The sequence below is a fragment of the Pseudomonas migulae genome (assembly GCF_043225285.1).
In the GTDB taxonomy this organism is placed as follows: Bacteria; Pseudomonadota; Gammaproteobacteria; order Pseudomonadales; family Pseudomonadaceae; genus Aquipseudomonas; species Aquipseudomonas migulae_C.
Window position 1 is genome coordinate 5,319,137 of the sequence record NZ_CP171224.1, and the last position, 15,112, is coordinate 5,334,248.

A 15,112-nucleotide genomic window follows, 5' to 3' on the forward strand; every position below is an offset into this window, starting at 1 on the left:
GCTCCTCATCGAAACGCGGCCCGAAGCAAACTCGCCCGCGCACAATCAAACCAAATGCTCTCCAATCCACTGCGCAACAGTGGTCGTCTCGATCCCCCACCCGGCGTTATAGCTATCCGCCTTGTCCCAAGCCACGCCCTTGCCGTCGGCAAACACCGCCCGATACTTGCGCATCTGATCATCCGGCGCAGCAGCCAGATCCGCCAACAGCGCAGGCACCGTCCATTCCACACGCTCAACCTTGCGCTTGAGCAACCGGTCAACGGTATCGGCCAACTGCCCATAGCTGAGGGTGTCGCCGGCCACGTAGACCACCTGATTCACCAACGCCGGATCAAACAGCACCGTAGCCACCAGCTGACCAATATCCTCCGGCGTCGTCACCGTCACAGCGGTCTCCCAACGGCCCAACGCACGCACAGTGTTCTGCGCCAGATCCACCACGCCAAACACCGGCTCGAACAGAAAACTGGTAAACATCCCGGTGGAAATAATCAGCCACTGCACCCGCGATTGCCCGCGCAGCAGATCGCGCACATCCAGCTGCTCATCAAACAGATCCTGCGGGCTGCCACGACCAATCACGTCGTAATCCACGCCAAACTGCCACGGCACATAACGCTTCACATCCGACTGCAACGCCGCGCGAGCGAGTTTGACTTGCGTCCCGCTACCGGCGACAAAACCAAGGCAACTGACCAGCGTGTCGAAACCGCCAAACCGCTCGGCCAACTGCTCGACGGAATCGTTCACCACATCACCCGCCAGCACCTCGATACCCAGCGCCGCCAGTTCCTCAAGGGTTTGGCGTTTGTGCGCCGACGTGGTATCGATGGCCGACGGTCGCAGCATCACCGTAACCCGCGCCTGAGGCCGAACGGCCAGCTCGCGCAGCACGGCCATGCCAAGCTCGCCGGCCCCCAGGACAAGAATGTTTTCGGTTTTTGCAGGGTTGAATGTAGGCATCGATCACTTCCAGAACGGCGAATTGTTTTTCTATCCTGTCACCCTTGGCGAACGTTCAGAAGAAGGCACACGCGTGATACCGCACGACGAAATGAGTGAAGACGAAGTCATCCGCCAGTCCCAGGCCGCGTGCGACGCACTCAGCGCCGAAGACGACGGCCTCAAGCGCGAAGTACTGACCCACGCCGGCAATCGCTGGTCGCTGGGCATCGTCCATACCCTGGGTAGCGTGGGGAAATTGCGCCACGCCGAAATTGGTCGGCGCTTGCCGGGGGTTACGCAACGGATGCTGACCCGCAGTTTGCGGCAGCTGGAACGGGATGGGTTGATTGCGCGTTTTGATCACGGCGAGGTGCCGCCGAGGGTGGATTATGAGCTGACGGCGTTGGGGCGCAGCTTCCTGGCGCGGATGGTGCCGTTGTGGACTTGGTTGCTGGAGAATGCGGAGGGGTTTAGGGCGGCGCGGGTGAGGTTTGATGGTGAGAATTGATCCATGGTAACTAAGCTGTTGCTGAGCCAGTTCGCGGTTGAATAGCCGCCCTGTTAGAACGATGGAGCTTCCGTGAAACCAAGATATCGCCCCCGCATTTACTTATTCTTCGGTGCACTGTTCATCCTGCTCGTTGATTCTCTGTTGGCTCTGGAACTATACGACGCCCTGACAACTCGGGAGTTAGACGCTTTGACAGGGCCTCGTCGTCATCACATTGAAGAGCACTTTGTATACGACGAAAAACCAGGGAGCTTCGTCTTGTATTTCCTGCAAAAAGCGTTGTTTTTGATGTTAACCGTTGTAGTAGGGCTCGTTATGCTATGGGAGGCTCTGACTGGGCGACGGGTGTTCAAACACTGATAACAGCATTTTGCTCGCCATTTGCGCTCCGAACCTCTTGGATGTCTGAGCTCGCTCCCTCATGTAACTCCCCACCCGAGCTGTCTAAGCTAATTCCATAAAATTATTTATTGAAAATTTCTTAGATCATTATCATCTATCAAAGTCCGACGCTTCTGACGCCGAACATCGCACGACCCAACCCTAATCCGCTCGGGAACAACAACATGAAAACGCTGAACTTGGCCAAGAGTCTTCTCGCGGCCGTGGGGATTGCTGCACTTTCGATTAATGCTCAGGCCGCCGAATTGACCATTGGCTACATCAATGGCATCGACCCGATCAAGCGGGCCATTGCCGATGGCGAGTATGAGAAGGGTATTGGCGAGAAGATCGATTGGCGCAAGTTCGACGCCGGTCCGGCGGTGCTGGCGGCCATGGCTTCCGGGGATGTGCAGATCGGCAACCTGGGCTCAAGCCCGCTGGCCGCAGCCGCGTCGCGCAACATGCCATTGGTGGCATTCATTGTCAGCGCGCAAATCCGCAGTTCCGAAGCGTTGGTCGTGCGTAATGGCAGCGGTATCACCAAGCCTGAGGACCTGATCGGCAAAACCGTTGCGGTGCCGTTTGTCTCGACCTCCCACTACAGCCTGCTGGGGGCGTTGAAGCATTGGAACCTTGATCCGCGCAAGGTCAACATCGTCAACCTGACGCCGGCGCAGATCACCGCCGCCTGGAGTCGTGGCGATATCGATGCTGCGTTTACCTGGTCGCCAGCCTTGGGTGAAATCCGCAAGACCGGGAAGATTTTGACCGATGCTTCAGAAGTGTCGAACTGGGGCGCGCCGACCTTCGAAGTGTGGGTAGCGCGCAAGGACTTCGCTGAAAAGAACCCGAAGGTAGTCGCCGATTTCGCTCGGGTCAGCCTGGCGGCGATTGCGGACTACTCGGCGCACAAAAAGGACTGGACCGTGGCGTCCGAGCCGGTGAAAAGCATTGCCAGACTCACCGGCGCCAATGCGGCGGACATCCCCGAATTGCTTGATGGCTCTTACTTCCCGTCGGCCGCCGAACAGAAAACATCGCAGTTCCTTGCCGGCGGCACCGCCCTGGAAATCGGCAAGACCGCCGAGTTCCTGAAAGAGCAGGGGAAAGTAGAGAAAGTGCTGCCTGACTATTCCGCCTTTGTCAGCGACCGCTTCATCGGAGAGTAAACATGACCTTGAGCCTTCGTCCCCTTGGCCCGACCATCGGCGCCGAAATCCAGGGGCTGGACCTGAGCCAGGTGTTGAGCGATCAGCAACACCACTGGGTGGAGCAAGCCTTGCTCGAACATCAGGTTTTGTTTATTCGCAACCAGGACATCACCGATGCCGAACACGTGAGGTTCGCCTCGCGTTTCGGTGATCTGCACCGGCATCCCATTTACCCGCATGTCGATCAGCACCCGGAGTTGCTGCTGATCGACACCGCCGTGACGGACGTACGCGACAACGCGATCTGGCACACCGACGTGACCTTTCTCGCCGCGCCAGCCTTAGGTTCGGTGCTTAGGGCCAAACAGGTGCCGGCCTTCGGGGGCGATACGTTGTGGGCCAATGGCGTGGCAGCCTTCGAAGCCTTGTCGGCGCCCCTCAAAGGCTTGCTCGACGGTTTGACCGCCACCCATGAGCTGACCAAATCGTTTCCGACGGAGCGCTTCGGCAGCACACCTGAAGCGCTGGAACGCTATGAGAAGGCCAGAAAGGATCATCCGCCGCTGTCGCACCCCGTGGTCAGAATCCATCCCGCGACCGGGCGCAAGGCGTTGTTTGTGAATGAAGGCTTTACCACGCGAATCAATGAACTCGAATCGAGGGAAAGCGAGGCGTTATTGGCCTTCCTGTTCCATCACGTGAGCCGTCCAGAATTCACGGTGCGTTGGCAATGGAAAACCAATGACGTCGCGTTCTGGGATAACCGCATTACCCAGCATTATGCGATTGATGATTACCGGCCGAACCGGCGGGTGATGCATAGGGCGACCATTCTTGGTGATGTGCCGTTTTGAGGGGGGCAGGGGTGTGCTGAAGATTTTAGTGTTCGATAAATCAGCTCTGTGAACGCTTGATTTCACGCGCGAGCTTTGCGGCCAGAGCGCGTAAGGCGTCAAACTTATCGTTCAGCTCAACATGCCCAGGCTTCCAGGCAAAAGCGCCGTTGACACTGGTCTGACCCAGTACCAGGTCATTGAATGAACCCATCCCGCCGTAGGCGGACAGCAAGTATTCAATGCCGTGGTAATCAGAGTTCATCACGTACACCCTGGCCTTGCGTATCCACTGGCTCCAGTGGATATCGCCATCGCTTTCCAGCACGGCGGCGAGTTGGTCCAGAACGTTGATCAATTGCTCGGTCAAAGGAGCATCCGCCAGCGCAGGCAGCGTGTCGGGGAGAATCGGGTTGAGCGAGGATTTAGATGTGATCAAGGACATAGCGGTTTGTACCGTATCGAAGTCTTCACATTTTATTTCACATGCACACTTGCTGAACAAGCGCTGATTTATTGGGCTCCAGAGGTTCTTTGAGGACTTCTGACGAGCTCCATCTTCACATTTTATTTCACATATTTTTTTGTTAATTCGCTTCGGTCGATGGGCTCACAAATGGATCCTTGTCCGCGCTTACGCGCAGATCGCAGCTGCCGAGAAAAGTGTGCACACAGGTGAACAAACTGTAGGAGCGAGCTTGCTCGCGATGGACGAAAGAACCCCGGGTAGCGTCAGGAACCCCGCGGCTACGTTTAAGACCATCGCGAGCAAGCTCGCTCCTACACGTCTGTGACTCATTCAGCGTTTACCGTGTTTCGTCGAAACCGGATCAAAGAACACCCTGTATTTGCTGCAAGACGTCGTATTTTTCACCGTATGCGCCGGAGCAGGGCTCGCAATACTATGGGGCGTTTTGCGGGGACGGCGGGCGTTCAAGCGTTGGCATTAGCAGCAGTTTGATCGCCATTTGTATCCGAACCTTTTCAGTTGAAAATACTGTTTAGTCAGCATTACCTATTGGCCAAAATCACACATAAAAAGAGAGCTGGCGTGGTCACCTTCAACTATTTCCTGAACAGCGTAGGTCTGGATCTATCAAGGGTCCGACTGGTACGGCATCAAGATCAGCGCGCTTCTCGCGGCAAGACACCTTACGATCTCTGGGTTGCCGGTGATGGGCGATTTGACGAATACCAATCCATCCAGGCACGAGACGTCTTCAGCAATGCGGGTTGGGTGGCAGCATTTGTCGCTACGCCGCTCAACGAAACGCTGTTCGTGGGTATTTACCGGGTTGCCGGTCTGTCCACCGTACCCGTGGGAACGAAGGACCCACTGACTGGCGAAGATGTCAGCGGATTGCACCTGTATGACCTGCAACCCGATGACAGTCTTTGCGATTACGCGGGGCGACTGGTGATTGAATGGGGACCTGGGTTACGCAGTTGGGTGCAACGTGCGGATAACCAGGACAAGAAAGTGCTGGAAATGCGCCGAGTTGTGATCGAGCCTCCATTTCCGGGGTTTGGTTCGTTTCGGTGGCCTATTCGGGAACTGAGTTCGATCCCTTTTTCCTGGCGCACAGCGCTGTCAGTGGTTCGTGGTGTATATGCGTTGACGTGCCTTAAAACCGGCCGGCTTTACGTGGGCTCTGCGTACGGTGCGGACGGTTTCTGGGGGCGGTGGCAGGAATATTTCGCGACTGGCCATGGCGGAAATATTGGGCTGAAGGCGCTGGAAGAACATGATTTTCAAGTCGCCATACTTGAGGTGTCTTCGTCCGCTGCGGGAGAGACGGAGATCATCGCCAGGGAAGGGGAGTGGAAGGAAAAACTGCTGACGCGGCGGTTTGGGCTCAACATCAATTAGCGCGGTTTTGGTTCGGTCGAATTGCATTGAGGTTGGGGCCGACTCGCGTAATGCCTCCCATAAAAACGGGCGCCCACAAGGCGCCCGTTTCCGTTATGACTCTTTCGCCGCTAATGCGGAGGGGCTATGTTAATTTCACGTCGTCGTTAATGGATATTTTGGTTATGGAGAACGCATCATGCTCGCAGTAGGAGTGGCGCTAGTTGCAGTAGGTTTGGTCACCGGAAATGCCGGCTTTTGGATACCCGGCTGTGTCTTCATGGCTATAGGGTGTTTTCAAAGAGTCAGTCGTCGAGACTGACTCTCTTCCCTCATGACGTTTTCTCCTTTAGCGGGTATGGGATATCGTGCTGGCCTCGAAACCGGCTTGTATTCATGGAGGAAAAATTGCGGATTTACATTACAGGTGCTTCGTGTGCGGGCGTGACCACTTTGGGTCAAAATCTCGCAACTTTAATCGGTGTACGACATGTGGATGTCGATGATTTTTTCTGGATGCCCACGAACCCTCCATTCACGACGAAGCGACCTCCCAGTGAGCGCGTGTCATTGATCCAGCAAGAATTTAACGATGATGATTGGGTGCTGACCGGTTCTTGTATGGGTTGGGGCGATGCGCTGATTTCTCATGCCGATCTGATCGTATTCGTAGTAACCGACACTTCCGTACGCCTCGAACGGCTGGCCGCACGTGAAAAGGAGCGCTTTGGAAATCGGATAACACCCGGTGGTGACATGCATGAGATACATGTGGCCTTTCGGGAATGGGCCTCGCAATACGACAATCCGAACTTTACAGGGCGCAACCGGGCATGGCATGAGGCGTGGATATCTGAGCAAACGGTTTCGGTCTTACGAATTGACGGGATGAGCAGTCCTGAAAAGATGGCTGCGGATGTGGTTGATGCGGTGGCGCAATTAACGGAGTAGTCGTAACGATGATTTTGGTTGTTGAAGGTATCAGCGCCAGCGGGAAAACTACATGGTGCGCTAAGCATGGAGGGCAGCATGTCGTTCCTGAACACGGTCGTTTTGAGAACGCGCCGAATCGGATAAACGATCCCGTCGGAGCAGCAACTTTTTGGGCAGAGCGAAACGTGGATCGCTGGCAAAAAGCGCTGACTATGGAAGACAAGTCTTCGTGGGCTTTGTGTGACAGTGACCCTCTCAAGCTCCACTACATTTGGACTCTTTGGCAGATCGGCGAGGCGAGCGAACACGATTGGCGAATGGAGTTGGACGCCACCAGAGAAACAATCGCACAAGAACGCATTGGCTTTGCCGACTGTTACATCGTTGGCCGCATAGATCCTCAGCTCGCACGAGAGCGAGCCCAAGCAGACGTCACCCGCCGACGGAGTGGGTTCGAGCTACACGTGCGGCTCCAACAAGCTCTGCTGACCTGGTACTCAGTTATGGAGGAAGCGCTTCCCGGCAGGGTGCGATTCGGGTTTCCTTCAGAAATGCCAACCTTGGAAAGTCTTGACGGAAGATATGCGGTGGCAGCCTTTGATCAAATGATCGGATCGCTCCCGCGACCTGTTCACTCCGCTTAGGGAACCGGTGTTTTAGTCGCAGTGGAAGCGGATCGACGGAAGGTGAATTAAAGATGTGTTCGCCATCTGTTAACCCCACATCTCGTTGCTACGCAGATCCATTGAACGGGGACTTGATTCTATTGACTGATGATTGCTGCCGAACCAAGCACCTGAAGCTGTGCGGACTCGGAGGAGGTGGTCGTGAGGGTGAACAGAACTTTTCGTGTCGTGTTTGGAGCCGACCATTCGTAGGAAATTGTTTGAGTTGGCCCATTTGCGGGGGATTGAGTTTGGTCGTTTTTTACCAGTGTTGAGGTAAACGGCGAGGGTGCATTGGCGACCATTCCAGTGAACAGCTTTATAGCTGTCTCCGTACTTGCCCTGCGTGCATGCAAGGCACAAAAAATCTGACCATTAGGAAGCGCAAGGACAAACGTTCCGTACTTGTCCGGAACAGACCATGCGTTGCCGGGATTACCTGCGAGGAACAGCGACGCCTTTTCCGCAGGAAGGCTTGGGATTGGCTTCAGCTTCTCTCGGAGTGTGTCCAGATTTGGAATGTTCGCCATACAAAGCGATGCATAAATTTTGGCGAATGAAGTGGCTTGGTCATCACCTTCGCTGGCAACGCAAACATTTGTACCCAGAGTGATCATGAGTAAGGTGGCGGAAAATCTGGACATGTAAACCCTCCCTGGAATGTCATGACCAAGCTAAGCAAAGTTTCAAGAAATTGCCATCCGAGTCATTTTTCGCCGTAAATATATGCGAGCAGGAGGACTCAATACTAAAAATAAAGTGTCTGCTTTTGGCCGATATCTCCCTGTCGCGACGGGCTGTAATCGACTCACAGCTGACCATCATTAGTGCCCTTGTCGTCAACCAATGATGATCGTGCCGATGGCAATCACCACGCATGCCAGTATTTTTCGGACAGTCAGTGTCTCGCCCAAGAAAAAATATCCGATCAATGCCGCGAACAATACGCTGGTTTCGCGCAATGCCGATACCGCTCCCATGGGCGCGGCGGACATGGCATAGATGACGATTCCATAGGCCAGCAGTGAAACAAGGCCTCCGAAGAAAGCCGTCATGAACCCGGGCCGGAAGGTAAATAAACTTTTCGCGTCGCGCATGCCTACATACACCAATGGCATCAAAACGCCCCACAAGGCGCACATCCACACCGTGTATGCCATCGGCGCACCGGACAGGCGAACGCCAATGCCATCCGTCACGCTATAGGCCGCAATGAAGCAACCCGTTCCCAAGGCGTAAGGCAGACTGGGAACGGCCAACTTTCGCCCTCTAAACGCCAGCGAGATGATGCCGCCTGACACCAGAAAAATGCCGAACATTGCGACTGCCCCGACCGTTTCCCCGGCAAAAAACGAGGCGGCGAGGGTGATAAGGATAGGCGAGGAGCCTCGCGAGATAGGGTAAGTTTGCCCAAGGTCTCCAACCTTGTAGCTGCGCACCAGGAACAAGTTATAGCCAACGTGCAGCACCGCTGAAAGCACTGCATAGAACCAGCTGGCTTCGGCCGGAACTTCCAGAAACAAGGCCATTGCGACACTGGCGATGGCTACTGCCACGCACATGATTGTCATTGACCAAAGTCTGTCGGCGCCACCGCGCAACGCGGCATTCCAGCTGGCATGCAACAGCGCTGCGAAAAGTATGAGCAAGATGATGTGATAGGGCATGCGCCATCCTAGGGATGATTCAGCGGGAGACTAAAGGCGGCGAAGAAAAGATCTGATAATTGATTTCGTAGTTTCGCTAGCCAGCCTAACCCACAAAGGAGCCGGGTTGCCTTAGCAATCATTGGTTTTTCGTTGTCTTTGGCGACGGACTGCTTCTGGCCGATTGTTGCCTGTCGCGAGAGGCTGCAATCGACCCATAGCTGCCGGCCAAATACTTACGGTGCACCCACGCATAGTTCCAGCAACTGAGAAAATCGGTAAATGGCGATATTTATATCGTCCATGGTTTCACCATCCCATTCTTCGATGGTTCCCAGCTCTGCTTTCAATACAGCGATTCGCTCCTTGATCTCTGCAATCTCTGCCGGACCACATTTAGAAGCCATCGCCTCCCAGTTTTCCTGGGGAATCTTCTGTTGAATTCCTAACCCTTCACGCGCCTGCATGATCAGTGTCGATAATGTGCTCATAGAGTTCCCTGCCTGGAAATGTCAGTCATGTTACTCATACAACTACCGGACAGACTGCTTTGAGTCGACAGCGATCGTCCATTGACCGTCTGCTTCTGGCCGGAAGCAGCCCGTTGCGAAATTCTGCTATTGGTCAGCTCCGATCTGCGCAATTGCGGTCGTCTTGGTGGGATCGGTGGCTGGTGGCTTCGCGTGCAGCGCAGTCGCGGACTCGCTTGATGAGGAACTGGAGGAGTTTTCACATTGGGACATTTTCTGACCGAGCCACAACTGACAGAGGTCAGAACCGCACTGTCTGAGCCATTCAATTATTTTCCAACCGATTACGACTACATCGTGCGCCACGTCAAAGGGGTCGATTCTGACGTACTGCGTGAAATCTTTTTTTCAGAAGTTGCGCCAGTGTGCTTCTCCAACCTTGCAGCAACCTTGCCCACTGTCTGGGCAGGATTTGACCCCGACTGGCTCAGAGCCGGGATCGAGGAAAGACTGGCGGCGCGTGAGCGTAATTGGTTACGCAGACAGTTTGATACGCTCCTGGTGATATGGCTGAAACACAAGTACGAGTACATGTGGAAGGAGATTGCTTGCAGGCGTTGATTCTGAACAGTCGAACGGCGCACGCTGGCGCAACGCCCGTTCCAGGAGCGCTTGTACCGCTATCCGCTCAACCGCGAGGTTTTTAAGCTGCTTGCGAGTTCGAGACCATCGCGAGCAAGCTCTTTCCTACATTCTGTTAACCCATGCAGAGGCCTGTGCTGCACGGGATACTCCGTGAACGATTTGTTCCCCAAGCTGGCATCGACAAAATCCGCGCATCCTCTTCCAAGGCAACTCTGATAAAGTCCCCCATCGTTTAATTGCTGACAGGGAGTCATGCATGGCTAAGCCGGCCGCACGTGTTACCGATCCAACTTCTTGCCCAATGCCCGGACATGGCGCCCAGTCCATCGCTTCTGGTTCCTCCGATGTATTTTTTGATGGCCTCGCAGCTGCCCGCAAAGGTGACACCTGCACGTGCGGCAGTGCGTTGGTTTCAGGCGTTTCTGCGACGGTGTTCATCAATGGCAGGAATGCCGCGCTAGTCGACACTGCGGGGAGCCACGGAGACATCGTGATTGGCGGTTCCAGCACCGTCATCATTGGCGATTCGCACAGCCCCGTGCCTTTCATTCCTCCCGTGCCACTCTCCATTCAGAAAATCTACGGACAATCCTTCGGTGTCACCGACAGCCTGACAGGCAATCCTTTGCCCTTCCGTGACTATGTCGCAACAGTCAATGGTGTAGAGACCATCGGCGTAACCGACGCTGATGGCATAGCCCACATCAAGACGTCGACTCCGGATGCCAACATTTCGCTTCACGTTAAATTCAACGCCCCTGCGCGAACGCTTCACGAGTTATCGGAGAAACAGTAATGGCTGGCAACTTCGCAACGCAGGCGACCGCACAGGAAATCAAACCTGGCGAGTTTATGTGCCCGATTCCGATTTCAGTGAATGACAGAGCCGCCACACGTGAGGCGATCATCAAAAAGGTCCAGTCGTTGGATGCGACGTTTGTCGAGCGCTCATCCTGGGGGGCGGTGAAAGGCAAACCGGATATGGAGATGGATTGGGACTACTCCATGATCGCGCTGCACCACGCGGGCCGCAGTCATAGCTGCACACCAGGCGCGGATCAGATGCAGGAGATTCAGAAAGGCCATTTGAGCCAGAAGTACGACGATATCGGCTATCACTACGGGATCGACTGCACCGGGCAAATACTGGAGGGACGTGACATCAGACTTCAGGGCTCAAGTGTCCTGAAATACAACACTGGCCTTATCGGCATTGTTCTGTTGGAAAACCTGACGACACCGGAGGAGGGTGGCGATTGGGTCGCGAAGGGACGTGTGGCCCTCGACAGCATCGGCTACAGCACGACCAATGTGATACCAGCGGCGCAAATTGACGCGTTGATGCACTTGATCGAAGCGCTGAAAAGCGTGTTCGTCATCAAGCACTTTGGTGGACACAGGGAATACCCAGGACAGGCTTCCGAAGGAAAAATCTGCCCCGGTAACATCGGGATGGAATTGGTCAGAAATATCAGGGCAGAAACTCAGTTGTTACCCCCTCCGGCGCCACAACCATGAAAAAACTACTAATCGCAGCGGTGCTTCTGGTGCTCGCCGTGCTTTACATCGGGTACTACGAAGCGCTTGAGGATGGTGACATCGAGACCATCCTGTTCATCAAGAAACACCCGACGCTTCAGATCAAGTTCTACAACATTCACGCCAATGATGGGGAGATCAGGCGGGCAGAGCGCCTGACGGAGGAGGAGCGGAAGTGGATTATTGACTACTGCAGATACCGGTTAGGAATTGATACGGCGTTGAAGACTCAGGACGACGTTGAAATGTGTAGGAAGAAATAATCAGCGGTCGGGCAAGACTAGTGGCCCGATCCAGCAACAAAAAAACGGGCGCCATTAAAACGTCCGCTTTTTAGTTATTCCTTCACCTTCCTCTGGATGTCGTTAATACCTTGGATAGTGCCGGTAAATTGCGCCATGCTGAAATCGACCGGCGTTTGACTGGCGTTATGCAACGGTTGCTGAGGGGCAGTTGAAGGTGGCTGGAACGGGATGGGTTGATCGTGCGTTTTGATCACGGCGAGGTGCCGCTTTGGGTGGATTATGAGCTGACGGCGTTGGGGAGCAGATTTCTGGCGCGGATGGTGCCTTTGTGGACTTGGTCGCTAGACTATGCGGAAGGATTTCTGGCTAGGTTTGATGGTGAGAGTGAATCTGGCAACTCTCAGAAAGCAAGGCAAGGTGGCGGAGAAATTCGTTATAAGTTTGCATTTGAAGAGTTGGATTTGAGGTTGCGGCCGGCGACTATCCCGTTGCAGCTCTTCGATCCTCGAGCTTGTTCTCCGCACATGGATACCGTCTAGTATCAATTCTGTGTATTGTTCCTTGCATCGAAAGCCAAATATGGGTAGGAACATAAAATCGTTTATTACTAGTTGGGGAGATCGGTACGATGACTGAGGGTTTTTCTCTGATTGATCTGAAAGGCGTTTCAGAGCCGCTAACAAAACTAATAGAATCAGTTTCCAAGGGTATAGGGGTGCTGTACGAGCCAACAGGAAAAATCAGAAATGCTAAGGCCGAGGCGGAAGCTATGCTGATATTGGCAGAGGCTGGAGAAAAGGTTGAGTCAGTGGCGCTTAGAGCGTTAGGGCGAATAAGTCATCAAGAAGTAAGGCGACAGAACAATATCGATGCAATCGTTAAAGGTGCAGTCGAATATCTACCGAGTGAAGTATCGGCGCAACAAATTGAAGAAGATTGGATTGTTAACTTTTTTGATCTTGGGCAGGATATCGGCAATGCAGAAATGCAGAGGATCTGGTCTAAAATTTTAGCGGGTGAAGTAGCTCAGCCTGGCAGTTTCAAATCCCGTACAGTGCAGGCAGTCAAATCTTTAAGTTTGGAGGACGCAAATCTCTTCACTCTGTTATGTGAGTTTTCGTTTGTCACTGATGGGGATGAACGAATTTTTCCAGTTTTTTCTCACGATTTTTTTAACTTCGTTCGAGCTAATGGATTAAGCACTAAAGCCGAGACTCATCTACAAAGCATTGGACTTTTAAATAGTGGAACAATTTGGTATGGGGCTACAAGATCTGAAGATAAAATATATCTTCAGTACTTTACCGAGGAGTACTACGCGTCCCCCAAGCCATCGAAAAAAACAGTAGATAAAGTTTTTATGCAAGGATTTCCTTTTACCGAGATAGGAAGAGAGCTCGCAAATATAGCCGGAGCTCAACCTAGAAAAGAATACATTGATCTATTGTGTAGGGATGGCTGCATCCATCGTTTCGAATAAAGCCGCTTCTAGTATGTGCTCAGTCATGGCGCGTCTGAAGCTTTTTGAGTGCGTTCTAGGAAAGTGGAGGTTTTTTATAATAGGTTAAGTATTTTTTTGCTTTTGATGTGCAGTTAAATAAATTCTGCGAGGAGTTAACATAATGACTATAAGTTTGGCTTGGACGAGAAAGGTAGATTCGATTGAGGAACTTATCGTAGCAACTGACAGCCGATTAGGGTTTGGCTGTCGATGGGACTGCTGTCCCAAAATAAGGATTCTACCTAGAGAAGATGCAGTAGTTTGCTTTGCGGGAGATACGATGTATGCTTATCCTATAATTTTGCAAATGCAGTCTGCCGTCGCGCAACATCCCAAACTACTTAGCCGAGCAATGGATATTACCGATTTAAAAGGCCATTTGCTGCGCATACTAAATGATATGGTCAGACTCGTTCATGATCTTCCAGTGGGGATAAGCAACGAGCCAGAAGCGACTTTTTTAATAGCTGGCTGGTCATGGAAATTAGCGGCGTTTCAATCATGGTTGCTACATTATGATGCAAGTATAAAGCGATTTACGTTTCGACCGACCGGGAGCTGGACCGGACCGAATGGAGATAAATCTATAGCTATCACCGGTGATTATAAGGAAGATTACAAAGAACGATTGATAAGTCTGCTAAGAGAAAAAAACAAGCTACAAAAAGGGGGGTTCGATATGGAACCTCTTGAAGTTTTAAGAGATATGTTGCGTGCGGGTAGCTACGACCTAATCGGCGGTGCACCCCAAGTCGTGAAGATTTATAAATACTCTAGCGCTCGGCCATTCGGCATGTTCTGGCCTGATAAGGAGTCTGGAAATATTAGTATTGGTGGTCGACCATTGCTGGATTATGAGCAGTCTCAATATGGGATTTTTGATCCGGACACAATGACTACGGTCAGTCACTCTAAAGTGGTAGTATGAAAGCCTTTATTATATTTTGACATGATAGGATTGATTTTTTCGAGAGTGGTTTGTGTTATTTGATTTATTGATGTAGTAAATTATTTGTTGTGGAAGCTAAGCCTGTCAGGTGATCATTTTATGCAGCCGAGATCTGTATCGTTGTTTCATTTTACAAAAAATATGGAAATTTTGAAGGCTGTACTAAAGGGGGGGTTCTGGCCTAGATACTGTCTAGAGGACGTGCAGTGGCAAGGGCGTAAAGCGAATGAGTATATAGCGTATCCAATGGTTTGCTTTTGCGATATACCGATGAGTCGTATTGCGGAGCATGTGGGGTTTTACGGTTCTTTCGGTATTGGTTTGACAAAGGAATGGGGAGCAAAAAATAACTTGAATCCAGTTATTTACTTTACAGGTGATAATCCCCTTCATGGAGCAATCAGGTCTCTTACACAGACTGTCATGGGGCTTGATCAAAAAGAAAAACAGCTTGGACTTAAAAGCATTAGATATATTTTGGCGCACTCCAAACCTACCAAGGGAAGGATGATTATTCTCGGGGAGCCGCAGCTAAAAGATTTTTATCAAGAGTCTGAGTGGCGATATGTTCCCCAAAATGAAGGAATAGATGAATATCTTAATTTTAGTGAGTATCAGCAAGAGGATAAGCTTGAGGCGAGCAACAATAAGACTGCGCAACTTTGCAAATTGCAATTTTTGCCCAGTGATGTTAAGTATATATTTGTGCCGACGGATGGTGAGATTCCCGCAGTTATGAATTTCATACAGTCTGAGCTAGATATGTATCCCAATGCGGATATCAAACTGTTGATGTCGAGAGTTACATCCTTAGATAGCGTTTCTCTTGATGTATGATTGCTC

General features: G+C 52.3%; 19 protein-coding genes. 14 read left to right on the forward strand and 5 right to left on the reverse strand.

Translation table 11 applies throughout. From position 1 onward, the window contains the following. Positions 1 to 45 precede the first annotated feature (45 nt). Entirely contained in the window at positions 46 to 966 is a 921-nt protein-coding gene (locus tag ACF6ZU_RS24440; protein ID WP_392887774.1) for an aromatic alcohol reductase, read from the reverse strand. A gap of 91 nt (positions 967 to 1,057) precedes the next feature. Between ACF6ZU_RS24440 and ACF6ZU_RS24445 the strand changes: the two genes are divergently transcribed. The 3 genes from ACF6ZU_RS24445 to tauD all read left to right on the forward strand — a co-directional run bounded on the left by ACF6ZU_RS24445 (position 1,058) and on the right by tauD (position 3,848). Then, positions 1,058 to 1,456 carry a winged helix-turn-helix transcriptional regulator gene (locus ACF6ZU_RS24445; protein ID WP_392893906.1) on the forward strand — a complete coding sequence of 133 codons (399 nt, stop codon included), beginning with the start codon at positions 1,058 to 1,060 and terminating at the stop codon, positions 1,454 to 1,456. Between the two features lie 569 nt (positions 1,457 to 2,025). Beyond that, positions 2,026 to 3,012, forward strand: a complete 987-nt coding sequence (gene tauA / locus ACF6ZU_RS24450) for a taurine ABC transporter substrate-binding protein (protein WP_392887776.1) — start codon at positions 2,026 to 2,028, stop codon at positions 3,010 to 3,012. Positions 3,013 to 3,014: 2 nt separating this feature from the next. Then, positions 3,015 to 3,848: a taurine dioxygenase gene (gene tauD / locus ACF6ZU_RS24455; RefSeq protein ID WP_392887778.1), complete on the forward strand. Its 834-nt coding sequence runs from the start codon at positions 3,015 to 3,017 to the stop codon at positions 3,846 to 3,848. 40 nt (positions 3,849 to 3,888) lie between these two features. On the opposite strand, the gene ACF6ZU_RS24460 is transcribed toward tauD, so the two are convergent. Continuing rightward, positions 3,889 to 4,272: a DUF6966 domain-containing protein gene (locus tag ACF6ZU_RS24460; protein WP_392887780.1), complete on the reverse strand. Its 384-nt coding sequence runs from the start codon at positions 4,270 to 4,272 to the stop codon at positions 3,889 to 3,891. A 606-nt stretch (positions 4,273 to 4,878) separates the two neighbouring features. Here ACF6ZU_RS24460 and ACF6ZU_RS24465 point away from each other — a divergent pair. The 3 genes from ACF6ZU_RS24465 to ACF6ZU_RS24475 all read left to right on the forward strand — a co-directional run bounded on the left by ACF6ZU_RS24465 (position 4,879) and on the right by ACF6ZU_RS24475 (position 7,253). Further along, positions 4,879 to 5,697, forward strand: a complete 819-nt coding sequence (locus ACF6ZU_RS24465) for a GIY-YIG nuclease family protein (protein ID WP_392887782.1) — start codon at positions 4,879 to 4,881, stop codon at positions 5,695 to 5,697. Between the two features lie 387 nt (positions 5,698 to 6,084). Next, entirely contained in the window at positions 6,085 to 6,627 is a 543-nt protein-coding gene (locus ACF6ZU_RS24470) for an adenylate kinase (protein ID WP_392893907.1), read from the forward strand. Positions 6,628 to 6,635: 8 nt separating this feature from the next. Next, positions 6,636 to 7,253 (forward strand): hypothetical protein, encoded by a 618-nt coding sequence (locus tag ACF6ZU_RS24475; RefSeq protein WP_392887784.1) that lies wholly within the window; start codon positions 6,636 to 6,638, stop codon positions 7,251 to 7,253. 119 nt (positions 7,254 to 7,372) lie between these two features. On the opposite strand, the gene ACF6ZU_RS24480 is transcribed toward ACF6ZU_RS24475, so the two are convergent. From ACF6ZU_RS24480 to ACF6ZU_RS24490, 3 genes are all read right to left on the reverse strand, one after another. Continuing rightward, on the reverse strand, positions 7,373 to 7,918 hold the full coding sequence (locus tag ACF6ZU_RS24480; RefSeq protein WP_392887785.1) for a hypothetical protein: 546 nt from the start codon (positions 7,916 to 7,918) through the stop codon (positions 7,373 to 7,375). Between the two features lie 195 nt (positions 7,919 to 8,113). Then, positions 8,114 to 8,941 carry an EamA family transporter gene (locus tag ACF6ZU_RS24485; RefSeq protein ID WP_392887787.1) on the reverse strand — a complete coding sequence of 276 codons (828 nt, stop codon included), beginning with the start codon at positions 8,939 to 8,941 and terminating at the stop codon, positions 8,114 to 8,116. Positions 8,942 to 9,156: 215 nt separating this feature from the next. Beyond that, positions 9,157 to 9,411: a hypothetical protein gene (locus ACF6ZU_RS24490; RefSeq protein WP_392887791.1), complete on the reverse strand. Its 255-nt coding sequence runs from the start codon at positions 9,409 to 9,411 to the stop codon at positions 9,157 to 9,159. A 243-nt stretch (positions 9,412 to 9,654) separates the two neighbouring features. On the opposite strand from ACF6ZU_RS24490, the gene ACF6ZU_RS24495 reads away from it, so the two are divergent. The 8 genes from ACF6ZU_RS24495 to ACF6ZU_RS24530 all read left to right on the forward strand — a co-directional run bounded on the left by ACF6ZU_RS24495 (position 9,655) and on the right by ACF6ZU_RS24530 (position 15,106). After that, positions 9,655 to 10,011, forward strand: a complete 357-nt coding sequence (locus tag ACF6ZU_RS24495) for a hypothetical protein (protein WP_392887793.1) — start codon at positions 9,655 to 9,657, stop codon at positions 10,009 to 10,011. 280 nt (positions 10,012 to 10,291) lie between these two features. After that, positions 10,292 to 10,831, forward strand: a complete 540-nt coding sequence (locus ACF6ZU_RS24500; RefSeq protein WP_392887795.1) for a PAAR domain-containing protein — start codon at positions 10,292 to 10,294, stop codon at positions 10,829 to 10,831. Continuing rightward, positions 10,831 to 11,553 (forward strand): peptidoglycan recognition family protein, encoded by a 723-nt coding sequence (locus ACF6ZU_RS24505; protein WP_392887797.1) that lies wholly within the window; start codon positions 10,831 to 10,833, stop codon positions 11,551 to 11,553. Before ACF6ZU_RS24500 ends, ACF6ZU_RS24505 begins: the two co-directional genes overlap by 1 nt. Further along, positions 11,550 to 11,837 (forward strand): hypothetical protein, encoded by a 288-nt coding sequence (locus tag ACF6ZU_RS24510; protein ID WP_392887798.1) that lies wholly within the window; start codon positions 11,550 to 11,552, stop codon positions 11,835 to 11,837. The genes ACF6ZU_RS24505 and ACF6ZU_RS24510 overlap by 4 nt, the downstream gene beginning before the upstream one ends. Before the next feature lie 215 nt (positions 11,838 to 12,052). Further along, positions 12,053 to 12,358: a hypothetical protein gene (locus tag ACF6ZU_RS24515; RefSeq protein WP_392887800.1), complete on the forward strand. Its 306-nt coding sequence runs from the start codon at positions 12,053 to 12,055 to the stop codon at positions 12,356 to 12,358. A gap of 89 nt (positions 12,359 to 12,447) precedes the next feature. After that, complete coding sequence (locus ACF6ZU_RS24520; protein ID WP_392887801.1) at positions 12,448 to 13,299, forward strand: DUF2806 domain-containing protein; 852 nt, start codon at positions 12,448 to 12,450, stop codon at positions 13,297 to 13,299. A 142-nt stretch (positions 13,300 to 13,441) separates the two neighbouring features. Next, the gene (locus ACF6ZU_RS24525) at positions 13,442 to 14,248 is read left to right on the forward strand and encodes a hypothetical protein (RefSeq protein WP_392887802.1); all 807 of its coding nucleotides are present in this window, start codon (positions 13,442 to 13,444) and stop codon (positions 14,246 to 14,248) included. Between the two features lie 162 nt (positions 14,249 to 14,410). After that, complete coding sequence (locus tag ACF6ZU_RS24530; protein ID WP_392893909.1) at positions 14,411 to 15,106, forward strand: abortive infection system antitoxin AbiGi family protein; 696 nt, start codon at positions 14,411 to 14,413, stop codon at positions 15,104 to 15,106. Positions 15,107 to 15,112 lie beyond the last annotated feature (6 nt).